Source organism: Candidatus Litorirhabdus singularis (genome assembly GCF_026262625.1).
Taxonomy (GTDB): Bacteria; Pseudomonadota; Gammaproteobacteria; order Pseudomonadales; family Halieaceae; genus Litorirhabdus; species Litorirhabdus singularis.
On the sequence record NZ_SHNN01000001.1, the window covers coordinates 1,879,475 to 1,895,525 of the forward strand.

The following is a 16,051-nucleotide window of genomic DNA, read 5'->3' on the forward strand; positions in this document are numbered from 1 at the left end:
TTCAATAGGCCGTTAATACGCCCTATACTTGCCATCGACACTGGAATTTTCCGTTAGCGCTCCGGATTGATCAGTTGGAATGTTTCACCGGAGCCCGGCAAAAAATACGGTGAATTGGGGCCATGAAACCCTTGAAGAAAGGTCACGTCACTATCAATAGTCAACTCTCCCCGAATTTTCAGCGCCTCTACCAAGCTATCAAAATCAGGGCCATTCCCTCCCATTAGCGTGGGGTTTCGCGTTGCCTGCCAGTGATCCAGGCTCGCGTATCGTGTAAGCAGGTAGACTTCATCGTAGTCCTTGTCATTTAATGTCAACACTTTGTATGCGCTGCCCATATCACCGGCCTTTTCAGTCGGGACCACATCCAACACCACCCACATGCCGACGACCCGGGCTCCGATCTTCTCGAAGTACGGCCAGATGCCGGCCTGGCTAACCTTCAGAAACCGATCATAGCTTCCCTTTGATATCTTCCAATGGCGCAGCGTGGTGACGGGGCTTTCTTGCTGGGCAACCTGATTGCGAACGGCTATTGCATGGCTGTTTTCCTGTGCGATCAGGCCTGCCGGCAGACACAGCATTACGAGTAGAACCAGGCGCTTTGAAAAGCCGCGGGTCTTATCTGCAATCTGATGACTGTGGTGCATCATCAGAACCTGTACCTTGCCTGCACGGCAATAGAGCGCGGCCGCTCCGGCAGGCCAAAATAACTGTTGGAATCAGTTACCGGTACATCGTTGTTCCAGAAAGTTGTCTTTTCGTCGGTCAGGTTTTTCCCTATCAGGGCCACCGTCCATGTGTCGTCGGTGCTGGCCAGCGCGATACGTGCATTGATACGGGTCGCATCGTCATGCTTGGTATTCGGGTCAAGGTCCAGCGCCGAGTAAAATTCATCGCTGTAGTTGATATCCACACCACTGACCAATTCCATGCTAGTGCCCAGTGGAATGACATACTGGGCGTAAAGGCTGGCGCTCCAATCCGGCGAAAACAGCAAGGTCTCGTCTTTCAGATCCTGGCCGCCGGCCTCACCCGGTGCGATATTGGTGCCGTCTTCGCGCAGGCAGCCGGGGTTGTTCACCGGATCAGTGGCTTGCGGAACAGTACAGGTGGCACCGGTAAAGTCGTCATAGTAGGCGTCAAGGTAAGCCACTGCGCCACCGACAGAAAAACGCTCGGTTAACAATATACGGCCATCCAGTTCCACGCCCTGGCTAATTGCCTCGCCGGCATTACCCACGCGAAACACATCCCCGACCAGGGAGCTGGTCTGCAGGTCCTCGTACTCCATGCGAAACACGGCGAGGTTCAATTCCGCTGCACCATCCAGCAGGCGCATTTTTGCGCCAACTTCATAGGAAAGAACCTCCTCGGGCTCGTACTCGAGTATCGAGGGGTCGGCACCCGGTATCGATTCACCGGTTGGCTCACCGGTGAATGGATTTGCCAGCCGAATCTCGTAGCCGGCGCCGCTGTAGGCTTCATCGTAGCCACCGCCCTTGAAGCCCGTGCTGATACTTGCATAGAGCATGGTGTCTTCACCCACATCCCATTGGATGGCACCGGAAAAAGTCCACTTGTCTTCGTCGCGACTGAGGTCGGTAAAGCTGTGCTGGCGTACATCAGCAGTTAGCTCACCGTTCCGTGGATTAGCATAAAAAGTGTTGCTACCGAACCGGAACTGTAGGCCATCGGAGACTGTGACCTTATCCAGATCCTTGGTTTCCTCGTTATAGCGCAGGCCCAGGGTGAAGCGCAGGGTGTCAGTGGCATTCCAGGTCCCCTGGCCGAACACCGCCCAGCTTTCACCGTCCTGATCGAAGACGCTGGGCACACCAGGTTCCTCAGAATACAACGCCGCAACGCTCAAGGGGCCAGACTGCAGGAAATCAATAGCGTCAATGCGGCGACTGATATCCAACTCGTTGCGTTGGTAGTAGGCGCCGGCTATCCAGTCGATAGTCTCACCGCCAGGTGATACCAGGCGCAGTTCCTGGCTGTACTGCTTGTAGTCTTCCCACCGTGTACGGTGGAGTGCTGGCGTAGCGGCAAAATCGGTATCTCCCGCCGACATCCGGTCGTAGGCCGAGTAGGCTGAAATAGACGTAAAGGTGGCAAAATCCAGCTGCCAATCAACCGTAAGCGCAAAAACGTCTGTATCCGTCGAGCTGCGGTTGTCAGCATCACCGGCGCCCTTGTTCCTGTCCGAGATCACCGGAAACGGCACCGCACCGGCAAAGTTCTCCTGCCCGGCAAAGTCCGACTGGTACACCACTGATGGAGAAGCTTCCCCCTGAAAATCACCGTATTCGTACTTGGCAGTGATCTCCAGATTATCGCTGGCCACCCAGCGCAGGCTACCGCGAGCATACCAGTTGTCGCGGTCTGGGCCTTCTACACGATTGGTGACATCATCCCACCAGCCGTCCATAGCGTCATGACGTACCGCCAGCCTACCGGACAGGCCGTCAGTCAACGGCCCGGATAGTACAAGGTTGTATTGCTGCTCACCGTGATCCGGTGAGTACAGGGCTTCCACCATGCCTTCGAACTCGTCGGTGGGCTTGGCGGTGGTGACATTGATCGCGCCGGCAATCGTATTCTTGCCAAACAGAATACCTTGGGGGCCTTTGAGGACTTCAACGCGCTCAAGGTCCATCGTGGTTGGAACCGCCGCCAGTGGCCCACGCCCGGCGTAAACGCCGTCGATATACATGCCCACAGACTGTTCGAAACCCTGATTGGTGCCGGAACCCACACCGCGAATGAACAGGTTGGGCGTTCCTGCGCCAGCATTGACGGTCACATTGGGCATATACTGAGTCAATTCCTGCAGCGAGGTAATACCAATATCATCAATTCTCTCGCCACTCATGGTGGCAATGGCGATGGGTACGTCCTGTAGGCTCTCGCTGCGCTTTTGCGCTGTAACGACGACCTCTTCCAGCATCAACTGGGCAATGGCCTGAGAGGTGGGCACCAGAGCAAGAGCGAGGGCGCTTAGCGTCAAGTGGGCGCTGGCGTGCGATTTGGAGGCCCGCTTCGAGGTGAATGTGCGATCAGCTTTCATAGTGTTTTTCGCCTTTGGCTGTTTTATAGATTTGCTGCTTCCCCGCATTTCAGCGGAGGAAGAACAGCTATGGTATTCTGGCGCCATCAGCCAAACTTGATATATTACGCAATACTCAATGCCCCGAAAGTTCCCTACCCATGACCAAGAACACGCCTAGTAGAGCTCTCACTGGCGTAGCCAGCCTGGTTGAGAGCTATGGCCATGATCCGGACAGCATAGCTCGTCGTGTGGGCCTGGCGCCGTCCGCACTGTATCGGCCAGATCTTTTTATTGAAGGTGGCGTTTTCAATGATTTCCTCGAAGAAGCTGCACTGGTTTGTGATGATCGATTCTTTTCCCTGAAGTTGGCTCCTATACAGGGTTGGCAGGTGCTGGGCCCAGTGTGGAAGGTGATTCGCCGGGCCCAAACGGTTGGCGAAGTGTTGCGCATCCTCGCCGCGCACCTGGAGTCTCACGCAAGTACCACCTCATCCCTGCTGGTGGAGGATGATAGGGGTGTCTCGATTTGCTTCGAGGCGCGATGGGATCCCAAGTGGGGCCGAACCCGTAATACCAGCCGTGTCCAGCTAGTTGAGCTGGCTGTTGCGATAAGCGTCTATGAGATACGCCGCCTGCTGGGGAACAGCTGGCGTTCAGAGCGGGTCCAGCTTCGACACTCTGCGCCTGAAGATACAAGGCCCCTGCGTCAGGTTTGTGGGGATAAGCTCACGTTCAACCAGGACGTGAACGCACTTCGTGTCAGTAAAGCTGACTGCGAACGCCCCATTGTGTTTATGCCTGATAGGCCACCAACCTCTGCGCAGTATGAGACTCCTACTGATCTAAAATTGAATATACCTTTTGTGTTAGAAGTCGACCGGGCTATTCGCCTGCTACTGAACAGGGAAGAGGCCTCAGTGGATCGCGTGGCGGACACATTGGGTATCAGCCCGCGTACGCTGCAACACAGGTTAAAACAGAGCGATACCAGCTACCAGAGCCTGTTTGATATCGCCCGCATAGACCTTGCCCTGGAGTACTTGAATGATTCCGATCTCAATCTGTTGGCCATCAGTGAGCGCCTGGGCTTTACCGATGCGGCGGCTTTTTCGAGGTTCTTCAAAAAACATATGAAATTGTCGCCGCGGGATTACTCCAAACGCATTAGCTAATGGGCAGCTTGGCGGTCTACATCTCGCGCAGAAGACCCTGGGCACGTAACTTCGCGTTGTTGTGGATATTCATATAAAAAAGAGAATATTCCAGCAAGTGATAGGTGCCCATACGGTCGGCCTCAAACCCCGACGCTGCTGGCTCGCCGACATAGAGAGTCCCCCCCTTACATTGAGCGGAGACGAGTGCAGAGATGGGTTTTCTCAGGGCAATGACTTTCTGATTGCCAGGTGTGTCGGCTGCCTTGCCCATCGCATCATTCCTCTTGCCCGCGCGCGGAAGTGCGCCTTCGTTAAGATTGGCATCCGCCATTTCTTCATCGGTGCGCCATGACAGGGGATTGGTGCACAAGCTCGCCTCTGGACGTTCGTATGCGGGAGCGCCCTCGGGCTTGGAGTCCCAGTGAATAACGCAATGCAGGTCGTCCTCTTGAGAGCACGGCTTTATGTTGCTCATTGCGTCAAACCATGAGGGTGAAACGGGAATTGAGGTAGAGCCAATCAGGTAAGCTGCTACCATTCGCTTATGTAGATCGCTGGAATCAATAACATCTTCTAATAAGCGTATTGCATGATGTGTTCCCTGGCTGTGACTGGCAATAATGAAGGGGCGGCTCTGGTTGTAGTGGTTGATGAAATAGTCGAAAGCGCGTCTGACATCCTGGTAGGCAAAACCGAGGACTCTATCGCGTTCTTCTGCCTCACCAAAGTACGCAAAAATATTGGCTTGCCGATATCGTGGTGCGTAAACATTACAACAGCCATTAAATACACTCGCCTGGTTAGCCATCATCAAACGGGTGTTTTCTTCTGTTCCTGAATTGACATCCATCGGCGAAGTCCAGCTTGCGGTGGTCAGAAAGCCCGTGGGATGAATGAAAAACACGTCAACGGGAAATTCGCCCTGGGTACCTGCGGTGATCCCTTTGGGAACCAGGTCAGCATAGTCGGATATTGTGGGTAAGGCTGCCCAGTTTCTAACTTCACTATAGTCAGGAGCCGCGACGGCATCGGCGCTATTAAACGTTCCTTCAGGCTTGTTGTAGGCGGCGAAAGCCGAAAAAAAAAGGCGACCGCCCAAACCGCTAACTAACAGCGCAATGGCGATAAGCGCAATGAGCATGAAAAACAGGCCCACTATTTTTAGTGCTTTCATTTCGGCCCTCGCTGGAGTCCCCTCTTGAGCAACACAGGGTGAACGCTACCTACGCTTAGGAGTAGCGGCCTCCACTTGCTCCAGCCTTCGCTGGGTCTCCCTGATACCAAAATTCAGCCAACCAGATTCATTCAGGTTGCTTGAGTCCTGTCGCAGCTGGCTAAGGGCCGTCAGGCGCAACTCCAGGGCCGTGCGGTTGTGTGGGTCTGCTAACAGCGCCGCTTCTGCCAGGCGCAGGGCTTTGACCAGCTCGCCCTGTTCCAGCAGGGGCTGGGCCTGCTTGATCACCTTGTCGGCGCCACCGGCCATGGCCACCAGTTCGGGGTACACCGACTCGGGAGACTCGGCGTACATGCTCACCGGATTGGCGTCGAACCAGCCCACGTAACCTTCGTAGATGCCGCGTACCGACCAGGATATCCAGCCGTATCCTTCGCCCACATCCAGCGCTTGGGGCAACCTGATCTCCCGCATCAGGGAGTAAACGTCCTTACCCTGATTCATGCCAATTACCGTCTGGTCATGAACATACTGAATGGCGTCACGATACTGGGTCAGGGCAGCGCGGATATTATCCCAACCCTCGATGGGCTCGCCGTGGCTCGGCAGTAACAGCTCCGGCTTTAGTGCCAACACGCGGTTTAGTGAGTCGATGTAATCGAGTGCCCAGCGCGGCTTGGTGCCCCGCAGGGTATAGATATTGGGGAATGACCGGTAGTAGAGGTCGCCGACGAAAGCGGCCTTGTGTTGGGGCATCCATACTGTCAGGGCGTCGTAGGTTTCCGCAGGCGTGTGTAGCACCTGAAATTGCTGACCTCCGGCGGAGAAGGTGTACTCCTTGTCGAACAGGGTATTGGGAAAAATATCGGCACCGAAATTGTCCGCGTTAGAAGCGGGCATTTGCCTGGAATCCAGTTCGAACCCAAACTGCGCCTGGTTGCGTCGGTTGAACATCCCTGACAGGCGGTTCTGGTAATGCAGGAACTCCACCATGTTTTCCTGGGCGATTACCCGGGTCTCGGGTTCACGCCACAGTTCTACGCCGCCGGTATGGTCGGCATGAGCGTGGGTGATGATTACCGAGTGGATCGGGCCATCGCTGACCGCGGTAAGCAATTTTTTGTGATGGGGCGCCATGGCCTCTAGTGAGGTGTCGACAATCACATTGCCCTGGTCAGTGACCACCATAAACGTATTGCCGAACCCGGTGGCCTTATAGATCACCTCGTTGACCTTTTGTGCTTCGGTCTGGGTGCTACCCTGTCGCAGGTGCAGGCTGGGGTCGGCGCGGCCGCTCTCCAGCGCCTTGGGAGTATAGTCGTCGGCCATGCCAAAACTGGCTGTTGCCATCAGCGCCGCTGCCAACCATGCCCTGTGAAAGCCCACTTTTAATCTGGAGCCCAATAAACCGCCAGCCTCGCCTGACCGTGCAATGTTGGCTACATTTTCGGGATGTTTTGGCTTGGTGATTCTGATGGCGGCTTTCATGGTGTCTTTCCCGGTTTGGCAATATTATAGAAGTGTTGCTTCCCAGCATTTTCCACGGACGTAAAACAGCGATCATAATCTGGCGCCATCGGCCGATCTTGATATATTACGCAATTCTCAAAACCCCGAAAGCCACCATACGGTACTGCCAACTTAACCGCCCTATATTGATAGAATCGGCGGATGAACACTTATAAACGCCATCGCTTCCCACCCGATATCATCTCCTACGCCGTTTGGCTTTACTACCGCTTCAACCTCAGCCACCGAGATATCGAAGATCTGCTAGCCGAACGAGGCATCACAGTAAGCCGCGAAGCAATCCGACTGTGGTGCATCAAGTTCGGCCGTCTCTATGCCCGCCGATTGAAACGAAAGCACCGAGGCTATGGCGACACCTTCTATATCGATGAAGTATTCGTACGGATCAACGGTAAGCTGCATTACCTGTGGCGGGCAGTCGATCAGGATGGCGAAGTCGTTGATGTATTTCTACAGGCCAAGCGTGATGGCGCAGCAGCAAAGCGCTTTTTCAGGCGGCTGGTGCGATCTAGTGGCACTGAGCCCAGGAAGATTGTGACTGATAAATTAAGAAGCTACGGAGTCGCTCACCGGGAGTTAATTCCAGACACGATCCACAGCACTCAACAGAAAGCAAATCGGGACAGCCTGTCCTGGCGTCCTTCGGCATAGCGAAGGACGGACCAGGCTCCCTGAATCAGCATGCGTCGAGGAGAAAGGGGTCAGAGCCCTTTTCCACAAAGCGATGCCGCAAAAATGGGCTCTGACCCCTTATCCAGGAGAAAGGGGTCAGAGCCCTTTTCCACAAAGGGATGCCGCAAAAATGGGCTCTGACCCCTTATCCATGGTGCATTGGTCAAGGCACTGCCTGAACTATTTGTAAATGTCGCCGGCGCCCGCGCCCCACTGAGTGACGGTATTCACTACCGTAGTGATTGGAACGTCCAACATTCTTACACGCTCCGCGGCAACGATATAGGCCTGCCCCAGTGTGACCGCAGGGGCACTGGGGATGAACACAACGCAGCGCCCATCGGGCAGGGTTTCCATCAGGAAACCCAGCATACATGTACCGGAGCCATGCAAATCGATTTCAGCAGGTTGGAGACTGCTGCTACCGGCGCCAGCTACACTCATAGTCAGATTACGAACCAATCCCAACAGGGGCACTTTCTCGACGATCACGTTCTCGATAAAATTCGAAAACTTCTCCCCGGGCCCGGTACTCAGTAGTACGCCTGTGAGGAAGCAAGCAAAAAAAATGGTGGACGCAATCGCGGCGATATAAATCAGAGCATTGACGATGGCCGGGAACGGCAGTTCAAGCGCGGCAAAAGCGGCCGTGTCTTCAAGCAGGTCATAAACTTCCAACACAACGATAACCAGCACAGACAGCGGCACCAGTACAAAAAGGCCTGCCAGTGCCTTTGACAAAAGGATCGAACCGAGACTTTTCATTGTGCTCTCCATCACCGGGGTATAAGCCCCTCAATTACGTGTCACCATTGCCAAGGAAGAATATCATGCAGGGTTTTGACAGTTAACTTCTCTCGCCTGGGTACTGCCAAGTTAAACTGCCCTCGTGTGCTGGGACTAGGCAAACCGACTCCAGAGGATCAAGAGCAGGGCGCCAGGTACCGCTTTGAGCACTATTTGTCTGAGTTATTCGTCCTGAGCTCACAATATTCGAGCGAGAATACGTTAACTTTTCAGTACCCTTCAGGCGGCTGGTGCGATCCAGTGGCACTGAGCCAAGGAAGATCGTGACGGACAAGCTACGAAGTTATCCGGTGGCTCAGCGAGAGATCATGCCCGACACGATCCACAGTACCCAACAGTATGAGAACAATCGGGCAGAGCAATCTTATGAAGCTACAAGGGTTAGAGAGCGAGGGATGTGTGGTGCGGCATTCCGACGGGTCAAATCGGTCAGGCAGGCTCAGAGATTTCTGGGTGCGCATGCTGCCGTTAGTAATTTATTCAATTTGGGACGGCACTTGATTCGCTCTGAACACTATAGGAATCTCAGGACGAGTGCGTTTGCTGAGTGGGGTATGGTAGTTGCTTGAGGCTGTGGTGCTAGATTTCTATGGTTCCAGCGAGTTAACTTGCCAGAACTCAGGGGGCGTATGGTGCGAATCATGAATGCCTTGCGTCCTTACTTGTCAGTACCGAGATTCGCGAGGGACAGACTTGCCTATAAGATTAGTACTTTCTAAAAACCCTCTAAACCAAGAACCTTTTTTTGGATAACCAGCACATCACCCAGGTCAAACCTTCCGTCAGGCACTGGCGAGCCATTCTGCAGTGGAGCAACATCACCGCGATCGAGATGCTCCTGAGTAAGGGAAACCGCTCCGCTCAATACGCGCAGTCCAACGAGCACATCGGCGATAGTCACCTTCCCGTCATCATCCAGGTCTCCCGTTGCGGCACCTGGATATGAGGTGTCGCGCAGTGGGTTGGTTCCAGCGCCCACTTCTACCCCGTCTGTGTAGCCATCATTATCAGTGTCCACAAGGAGTGGATTCGTTCCGTAGTGAGCCTCCTCGACATCGGTAAGCCCATCGTTATCGTCATCGTCGTCACACAGATTTCCAAGCCCATCAAGGTCGGTGTTCAGCTGGTTATTGTTTGAAATCTCCACACAGTTATCTTCAATATCGACTACGCCGTCCTGATCCGTGTCAAGGGTGTTACTCTCCACCCGCAACCCGGATATCGTTACACTTGAACCAAGCGTCTCATTCACCCCAGCCTGCTCACGGAGCAGGAACGTTAAACCCAGTTCTCGGCCAGTATAGTTGCCTAAGGCAAAACGTTGTGTGCCCATGCTGCTCGCACTGGCCTCGAAGGACTCTAGTAGACCATTAACAGGTCCCTCTGCCGTTTCAAATAGTACTACCAGGAATATATCGTCACCACCGGGAGCTTCTTTGAATACATAGTCAAACCTGAGTTCCATGTTGGCCGCAGGAAGAATAATTTTTTCATCTCCAAGGCTTGGATCGTTCTCCAAGGCCACAAACGCTATCGCGGAATCCTCAACAAGCAGGGCACGGGAACTGTTAAGCCCGCTAAGCGTCACCGTGTCTTGAGCGGTAAAAAAACTTTGAAAGTTCAGCGGAGCTGCCGAGACTGTCATGCTTGCCATCACGCTGCTCGTCAACACGACAAGCCAGCGGCGTAAACACTTAGTAAAGAGGGCCATTACAGACAGCTATTTTAGGGCCTGGCAAGCGGCTGATCGATATCTGGACAATGAACAGATTTCTTCAAGAAGAACAGCCTGCTGCTGAAACACCTCCTCTTGTCGATAGAGCAACTCACAGTGACGCAGGCGAGCGAAGCCCGCATCCGCGATCTTACCGATGACCTGACCGGCCTTGCCCACCGTTTCCGGTATTACGTGGACTTTGATTGCAATATCTCCACCAACCCAGCCCCAGACTTTGGCGCCTGTTTCGGTCTTTATTATCTTGAAGAACGCCGCTACGACCGGTGCAGTAGCCTGCAGCCCGATGCTAGTGCTTTGCAAGGTAACCGCTGCAGCTTTCAGCGCGCGACGCCTTTCATCCCAGACCTGGCAATTGGTTGCACCTTGCAGTGGGGTCCTACCGCTCGAGGGTCCAGCAGCCAGCGTCGAGAGCTGCTCGCCTTGAATCAAAGCATTGTCGGCAGCCAGAGCGGTTGCCAGATCAGATAGGGGCGCTATCGTGTCGCTCAACATCTGAGCCATTTCCTCGCCACCGGAGGCATACATGGCCTTGGCGGCCAGACTGATAAGCTGCGGGGGGCCACTGGTTATGAGCGTTCTAGGCAACGTGGTGTCTGGCAGTTCTATGTTTGGAACAAAAAATTTCGTAGCGCCAATGACTGCCTCGATCTTGTCGAGGAGACCGATAAGATCCATTTCCGGCGTGTCAGCGAGTGTCTGCTGATAATCACTCAGCACGGTAAAGGCGCCGAGCTGATCCTTCGCTAGATTCTGCACAGTTTCGAAAGTCTCTGGGCCCAATTCATCGCGTAGCGCGTTTACCTGAGTAACGTAATCGAGTATTCCTCCCTCGGCAGTCAGCCGGTCAACTTGTTGTTTAGCCGTGGTCGCAGCGGTGGACGCAACCTGCGATGCAGTTTTGGCCTCGTTAGCCGCATTCTTCGCATTTACCGCCGCATTCTTCGCGCCATTGGCAGAGTCCAGGACGTCCTGCAGCGACGGTGCGGGCCAGGAATTGGCGGCTAAAGAACATGCAAAGCAAAATAGAAGCGTTTTCGATAACAGGGCGACTACTCGCATAGGGCGCGTATTCTCTCGATTCCGAAACCAGCCGAAACCGTGGCTCTTCCCGATCCTTCGAATTCTCATGTCCCGCCTCCCTATGGACCCTAAAATCTAATGTTGCTAAAAAAAGCTACTAATTATTCTCAATTATAAGTTAGTTTATAATTTCGTGGTACCGACAAGTTTATGGGCCGATTTTGGTAAACTCGGCAGATGAGCACATATAAACGCCACAGATTCCCGCCTGATATCATCAGCTACGCCGTCTGGCTCTACTACAGATTCAACCTGAGCCATCGCGATATTGAAGATCTGCTCGCGGAACGCGGCATCACTGTATCCCGAGAAGCAATCCGCCTCTGGTGCATCAAGTTCGGCCGTCTCTATGCTCGAAGGTTGAAACGAAAACACCGAGGCTATGGCGATACGTTCTACATCGATGAAGTCTTCGCCGGTGTGCCGGACCATTCAGATCAACGGCAAGCAACACTACCTGTGGAGAGCGGTAGACCAGGACCGTGAAGTCGTTGATGTGTATCTACAAGCCAAGCGTGATGGTGCAGCAGCCAAGCGGTTCTTCAGACGCCTGTTGCGATCCAGTGGCACCGAGCTCAGGAAGATCGTGACTGATAAATTACGAAGCTACGGAGTCGCTCACCGGGAGTTAATTCCAGACACGATTTACAGTACTCAACAGTATGAGAATAACCGGGCCGAGCAATCGCATGAAGCTACAAGGGTTAGAGAGCGAGGGATGTGTGGTGCGGCATTCCGACGGGTCAAATCGGTCAGGCAGACTCAGAGATTTCTGGGTGCGCCTGCTGCTGTGAGTAATTTGTTCAACCTGGGTAGGCACCTGGTTGGGGCTGAACACTATCGGAATCTTAGGACAAGTGCGTTTGGTGAATGGGCAGACGCAGTCGCTTGATTGCGATCATCGGCATTTGATTGGTCGCGATGAGTTAACTTGGCAAAACCTTTTTCAACCTTAGTAGGCACCTGGTCAGCACTCAGCATAACCGCGATCTCAGTGCAGATTAGTTCGAAGAACGAGGTAGAGCGGTTGCTTGAGATCGGATGGCAGATTCAAACGGTCTCTAAGAGTTAAGTTGCCAGAACCCTTTGACGGACCCACCGCAGCGACCGCAAACTTCAATATCGATATTGAATACTCGCTTGAGTCGCTGGGCCCAGGGGTGCTTGTATGTATCCATGGCGCGAGCCTAGCAACACCGATCAGTTAAGTTGTCGATACCCCGTCGAAAGAAATTGTCCCTCGACTAGTACGCTAGGTTACAATCCCAGTCTTTACGTTCACAGACTGACTATTATGATGTTTGCTCTCAATGGCTTTATTTGTGTGGTGGCGCTGGTGTTTTCTGGCTGGGCTCTCTACAAAGGACTGAAGAGCAAGAAGGAGTACGCGCGCCTAAAGGCAGCGACGCTCACCCCGGCTAAACAAGATGAATGACTTTACGGACTGACAATCATGGAGCAAGACGTGAATAACTGGTTTACTTTTCTAGCGATGGCGGTGTCTTGCGCAGCGCTATGGATTGGCGTCGCCAATAGGCGAGAAGACCAGCGACTTGCTGCTTTAGAAACTTTAGGGAGGATTGAGAAAAAGCGCATAACCTCCCGGAAATTTTTTAAACAGGCACAGCGGCGAGCTCATACAATCATCGACTATCCGACATTAGAATCACCGGACAGTTTCAAGGATTTAGCGACTGAATGGCTCGAGGTGGTAGCTGATATTGAGACTAATCATGATGAGGTGGTTGAGCAAGTGGCCTTAGTGAGCGATAGCCTCCATAGGAGAAGGCATTTTGATCTGGGAAAACTGAAAGTTTTGGAATCTAGCCTCGATGGGTTACTAGAACTTACTGCTTCATTTCTTGAGCTAGTTGAAGTGCCGGTTGGTCGGGTACTAATGCCAAGTTAAGTTGTCAGTTTCAGTAGAATCGGCCCATGAACACATATAAACGCCACAGATTCCCACCAGATATCATCAAGTAACATGACCAGCCAAACAGCCAAACAGCCAAACAACCAAACAGCCAAGCAGCCAAGCAGCCAGCACCAATATCACCCGACGAACCTGACGAACCTGATGCGCCTCTAGCCAACCCCTCTCATTGACTAACAGCGATCCACCGGGTTCGTCGAGTTCGTCGATTGATGTTGAGCCTTCTGGGAGGTATCGCCAAGTTAACTGCACAAATTTATAGAATTGGCGGATGAATACTTACAAACGTCATCGATTTCCTCCAGATATCATTTCCTATGCAGTCTGGCTCTACTACCGCTTCAACCTGAGTCATCGCGATATTGAAGACCTTTTAGCCAAGCGAGGCATCACAGTAAGCCGCGAAGCAATCCGCCTGTGGTGCATCAAGTTCGGCCGTCTCTATGCCCGCCGCCTCAAACGAAAGCACAGGGGCTATGGCGATACGTTCTACATCGATGAAGTCTTCGTCAAGATCAACGGTAAGCAGCACTACCTCTGGCGTGCTGTGGATCAGGATGGCGAGGTGGTTGATGTGTATCTACAGGCCAAGCGTGATGGTGCTGCTGCAAAGCGCTTCTTCAAACGTCTATTGCGAAGTCATGGCAGTGAGCCCAGGAAGATCGTGACGGACAAACTGCGCAGTTACGGCGTGGCGCATCGAGAACTGATACCCGAGACAATTCACAGTACCAAGCAGTATGAGAATAATCGGGCTGAGCAATCTCATGAATCGACCAGGGTCAGGGAGCGGGGGATGAGGCGATTCAAATCCGCCAAGCAGGCGCAGAGATTTCTGGGTGCACATGCTGCCGTTAGTAATTTATTCAATTTGGGACGGCACTTGATTCGCTCTGAACACTACAGGTATCTCAGGACGAGTGCGTTTGCTGAGTGGAGCAGGGTGGTTGCTTGAGGCTCTAGAGCGAGAGTTCTATGGTTCCAACGAATTAACTTGCCAGAACCTCGGTGAGTGTTGCTATTCCTTACGACAAGCTGCGGTGTTCAGTTCACGAACCCTGTTGCCTGTACTTGCACCTCCTTCCAACAATTGAGTCAAAACATGAACAAGCGAAAACCTTTGCTCTCAGGCCAGCGTAATTACATGTAAATGACCTGGAGACAATGATGATGAAAAACTCAGATACGATTTCCCGACGCACACTGCTGACCGCGGCGGGTGCCATTATTGCCACATCGGCATTCCCTCGCTCTACCGTTGCAGCAGACAAAGTGAGTGAAGACGAAGCTACCGCTGTCGCCCTGGGCTACCTGCACGATGCCACCCAGGTGGATACAAACAAGTGGCCCAAGCGTGCCGGCGCCGAAGGAGCAAAGCAGCTTTGCAACAACTGCGCGCTCTACGTTGACCAGGGTGACGGATGGGGCGGTTGCTCAATCTTCCAGAATCGCCTGGTTGCCGGCGAAGGATGGTGTAACGCCTGGGTCGCGGCTTAGGCGCTGGATGGTTTATTGGAGACATCATGTCTATTGTCACCCTGATCTGCCCTGACCAGAAAGCTTCGTCAGCCCTGGTGCGAAGCAGCGCCTGCCGCGGCTACGTGGTGGAGCTCGACCCGCAATCCGACGGTCCGCCGAAGATGCTGGAAAACCTGATGGGTAACGTCGTCCACTTCCGCTCTCTTGATCGAGTGAGAGATGCTCTGCGCCAGCGCGGCGTACGCCACGCCACGCTGGTTCAACAGCATGCCTGCGAAGAGCTGGGCGCCCTGGGTGTATCCACACGCAAGGAAGTGGGTGTGTCCGTGCTTTACGAGGCAGACAGTTAAGACTCCACCATTTGACCAGCAAGCTTCTCGAGGGTTAGTATTCCGAAGGGTACTGCCAACTTAGCTGAGCCGAATTGGTAGAATCTGGCGAATGAATACGTATAAACGCCACCGATTCCCTCCTGACATCATTTCCTATGCTGTCTGGCTTTACTACAGATTCAATCTCAGGCGCGCGATAGCAGTCATCGAGATATCGAAGATCTTCTAGCCGAGAGAGGCATCACGGTCAGTCGTGAATCGATCCGCCTGTGGTGCATCAAGTTCGGTGCAATGTACGTCAGAAGATTGGAGAGAATGCCAATCATTACCCCCCAGCAGCAAACCTCCCCTCCAGATACCCCACAATATCCCCAGACTCATACAGCCACTGAACCCCAGCCTCACCCTCATCAATCCGTAAACATGGCACCTTCAAATCTCCCCCTCCAGCTAACAACTCTGCCCGCGCAGTTTCACAGCGCTTGATATCACGGGTCTGAATGTTCAGCCGTTGGCGCTTCATAGCCCGGCGCACCTTCACGCAGAAGGGGCAGGCGCGGTACTGGTACAGAGCCAGGCTGGCAGTTTGGTTATCAATGGTGGCTTGCAGGGCTGCATCACGCTTGATGCTTCTGGGCGTAAATACCCAGTTCAGCAGCAGAATCAGTTGGCCGAGGATAAGGCGGATGAGGCTCATGGTGCTGTCCTGTCAGTCGCTATGATTGACCAACCGACTCTGGGGTGACAGGTGTTACGCCTGTGGCCAGCATAGTCGGATGCTCTAAGCAGTTATAACTCTATGATTTATAAGAAAAATGGTGGGCCCGGAAGGACTTGAACCTTCGACCTGCCGATTATGAGTCGGATGGTGTGTGGTGGAGGTGGTCAGTAACTGGAAGAAAGGGAAGGGGTTTTTGCTGGGGATGGCGGGGAGGTTGGTGGAACCGAGCCTATGCCGAGCTGGATGGTGGGAGTTTTTGTGGCTGGTGGCGGTAAGTTGAAGAAGGGTAAGGCAAAACGCAAACCGAACTTCGAGCTGCGGCCGAACCCCTGATCCGGTTTGCCCATCAGGAGCTGGACGGGAGCGCCCAGCCCAG

General features: G+C 53.5%; 15 protein-coding genes and 4 pseudogenes. 10 read left to right on the plus strand and 9 right to left on the minus strand.

Translation table 11 applies throughout. The features are described 5' to 3' along the window. Positions 1-53: 53 nt before the first annotated feature. Positions 54-653, minus strand: a complete 600-nt coding sequence (locus tag EYC98_RS08300; protein ID WP_279244849.1) for a hypothetical protein — start codon at positions 651-653, stop codon at positions 54-56. Continuing rightward, complete coding sequence (locus tag EYC98_RS08305; protein WP_279244850.1) at positions 653-3,073, minus strand: TonB-dependent receptor; 2,421 nt, start codon at positions 3,071-3,073, stop codon at positions 653-655. The genes EYC98_RS08300 and EYC98_RS08305 overlap by 1 nt, the downstream gene beginning before the upstream one ends. Positions 3,074-3,213: 140 nt before the next feature. Here EYC98_RS08305 and EYC98_RS08310 point away from each other — a divergent pair, with 140 nt between their 5' ends. Then, a complete protein-coding gene (locus EYC98_RS08310; RefSeq protein WP_279244851.1) occupies positions 3,214-4,227 on the plus strand; it encodes an AraC family transcriptional regulator in 1,014 nt (337 codons plus the stop codon). A gap of 16 nt (positions 4,228-4,243) precedes the next feature. Here EYC98_RS08310 and EYC98_RS08315 read toward each other — a convergent pair whose 3' ends face one another. Then, positions 4,244-5,383: a DUF3089 domain-containing protein gene (locus EYC98_RS08315; protein ID WP_279244852.1), complete on the minus strand. Its 1,140-nt coding sequence runs from the start codon at positions 5,381-5,383 to the stop codon at positions 4,244-4,246. Between the two features lie 45 nt (positions 5,384-5,428). Further along, complete coding sequence (locus EYC98_RS08320) at positions 5,429-6,871, minus strand: alkyl sulfatase dimerization domain-containing protein (protein ID WP_279244853.1); 1,443 nt, start codon at positions 6,869-6,871, stop codon at positions 5,429-5,431. Between the two features lie 183 nt (positions 6,872-7,054). Here EYC98_RS08320 and EYC98_RS08325 point away from each other — a divergent pair. Continuing rightward, positions 7,055-7,531 (plus strand): annotated as a pseudogene (locus EYC98_RS08325) (IS6 family transposase); the annotation flags it as partial. 234 nt (positions 7,532-7,765) lie between these two features. Here the strand turns inward: EYC98_RS08325 and EYC98_RS08330 are convergent. Further along, positions 7,766-8,350, minus strand: a complete 585-nt coding sequence (locus EYC98_RS08330) for a DUF502 domain-containing protein (RefSeq protein WP_279244855.1) — start codon at positions 8,348-8,350, stop codon at positions 7,766-7,768. A gap of 260 nt (positions 8,351-8,610) precedes the next feature. On the opposite strand from EYC98_RS08330, the pseudogene EYC98_RS08335 reads away from it, so the two are divergent. Continuing rightward, positions 8,611-8,961, plus strand: a pseudogene (locus EYC98_RS08335) (DDE-type integrase/transposase/recombinase); the annotation flags it as partial. Between the two features lie 146 nt (positions 8,962-9,107). On the opposite strand, the gene EYC98_RS08340 reads toward EYC98_RS08335, so the two are convergent. Next, entirely contained in the window at positions 9,108-10,046 is a 939-nt protein-coding gene (locus EYC98_RS08340; protein WP_279244857.1) for a hypothetical protein, read from the minus strand. 66 nt (positions 10,047-10,112) lie between these two features. Beyond that, positions 10,113-11,258, minus strand: a complete 1,146-nt coding sequence (locus tag EYC98_RS08345) for a hypothetical protein (RefSeq protein ID WP_279244858.1) — start codon at positions 11,256-11,258, stop codon at positions 10,113-10,115. Positions 11,259-11,387: 129 nt separating this feature from the next. On the opposite strand from EYC98_RS08345, the pseudogene EYC98_RS08350 reads away from it, so the two are divergent. The 7 genes and pseudogenes from EYC98_RS08350 to EYC98_RS08380 form a co-directional block, all read left to right on the plus strand. Then, positions 11,388-12,102 (plus strand): annotated as a pseudogene (locus EYC98_RS08350) (IS6 family transposase). Between the two features lie 402 nt (positions 12,103-12,504). After that, complete coding sequence (locus tag EYC98_RS08355; RefSeq protein ID WP_279244859.1) at positions 12,505-12,645, plus strand: hypothetical protein; 141 nt, start codon at positions 12,505-12,507, stop codon at positions 12,643-12,645. Between the two features lie 30 nt (positions 12,646-12,675). After that, positions 12,676-13,119 (plus strand): hypothetical protein, encoded by a 444-nt coding sequence (locus EYC98_RS08360; RefSeq protein WP_279244860.1) that lies wholly within the window; start codon positions 12,676-12,678, stop codon positions 13,117-13,119. 295 nt (positions 13,120-13,414) lie between these two features. Then, a complete protein-coding gene (locus tag EYC98_RS08365) occupies positions 13,415-14,098 on the plus strand; it encodes an IS6 family transposase (protein ID WP_279244861.1) in 684 nt (227 codons plus the stop codon). A 212-nt stretch (positions 14,099-14,310) separates the two neighbouring features. Continuing rightward, entirely contained in the window at positions 14,311-14,640 is a 330-nt protein-coding gene (locus EYC98_RS08370) for a high-potential iron-sulfur protein (RefSeq protein ID WP_279244862.1), read from the plus strand. A 26-nt stretch (positions 14,641-14,666) separates the two neighbouring features. After that, positions 14,667-14,972 carry a hypothetical protein gene (locus EYC98_RS08375; protein WP_279244863.1) on the plus strand — a complete coding sequence of 102 codons (306 nt, stop codon included), beginning with the start codon at positions 14,667-14,669 and terminating at the stop codon, positions 14,970-14,972. Positions 14,973-15,063: 91 nt separating this feature from the next. Beyond that, positions 15,064-15,269 (plus strand): annotated as a pseudogene (locus EYC98_RS08380) (IS6 family transposase); the annotation flags it as partial. Between the two features lie 10 nt (positions 15,270-15,279). Here EYC98_RS08380 and EYC98_RS08385 read toward each other — a convergent pair. Together EYC98_RS08385 and EYC98_RS08390 are read right to left on the minus strand one after the other, a co-directional pair. Then, positions 15,280-15,651, minus strand: coding sequence for a glutaredoxin family protein (locus EYC98_RS08385; RefSeq protein WP_279244864.1), 372 nt, complete (start codon positions 15,649-15,651; stop codon positions 15,280-15,282). A gap of 188 nt (positions 15,652-15,839) precedes the next feature. After that, positions 15,840-16,051, minus strand: a 212-nt coding sequence (locus tag EYC98_RS08390) for a hypothetical protein (RefSeq protein WP_279244865.1), incomplete at its 5' end; no start/stop codon positions are given.

Coding starts and splice junctions, on each gene's coding strand:
- EYC98_RS08320 (WP_279244853.1), bottom strand. CDS start 6,871: ATGAAAGCCGCCATCAGAATCACCAAGCCAAAACATCCCGAAAATGTA.
- EYC98_RS08375 (WP_279244863.1), top strand. CDS start 14,667: ATGTCTATTGTCACCCTGATCTGCCCTGACCAGAAAGCTTCGTCAGCC.
- EYC98_RS08345 (WP_279244858.1), bottom strand. CDS start 11,258: ATGAGAATTCGAAGGATCGGGAAGAGCCACGGTTTCGGCTGGTTTCGG.
- EYC98_RS08355 (WP_279244859.1), top strand. CDS start 12,505: ATGATGTTTGCTCTCAATGGCTTTATTTGTGTGGTGGCGCTGGTGTTT.
- EYC98_RS08370 (WP_279244862.1), top strand. CDS start 14,311: ATGATGAAAAACTCAGATACGATTTCCCGACGCACACTGCTGACCGCG.
- EYC98_RS08330 (WP_279244855.1), bottom strand. CDS start 8,350: ATGAAAAGTCTCGGTTCGATCCTTTTGTCAAAGGCACTGGCAGGCCTT.
- EYC98_RS08310 (WP_279244851.1), top strand. CDS start 3,214: ATGACCAAGAACACGCCTAGTAGAGCTCTCACTGGCGTAGCCAGCCTG.
- EYC98_RS08315 (WP_279244852.1), bottom strand. CDS start 5,383: ATGAAAGCACTAAAAATAGTGGGCCTGTTTTTCATGCTCATTGCGCTT.
- EYC98_RS08340 (WP_279244857.1), bottom strand. CDS start 10,046: ATGGCAAGCATGACAGTCTCGGCAGCTCCGCTGAACTTTCAAAGTTTT.
- EYC98_RS08385 (WP_279244864.1), bottom strand. CDS start 15,651: ATGAGCCTCATCCGCCTTATCCTCGGCCAACTGATTCTGCTGCTGAAC.
- EYC98_RS08305 (WP_279244850.1), bottom strand. CDS start 3,073: ATGAAAGCTGATCGCACATTCACCTCGAAGCGGGCCTCCAAATCGCAC.
- EYC98_RS08365 (WP_279244861.1), top strand. CDS start 13,415: ATGAATACTTACAAACGTCATCGATTTCCTCCAGATATCATTTCCTAT.
- EYC98_RS08300 (WP_279244849.1), bottom strand. CDS start 653: ATGATGCACCACAGTCATCAGATTGCAGATAAGACCCGCGGCTTTTCA.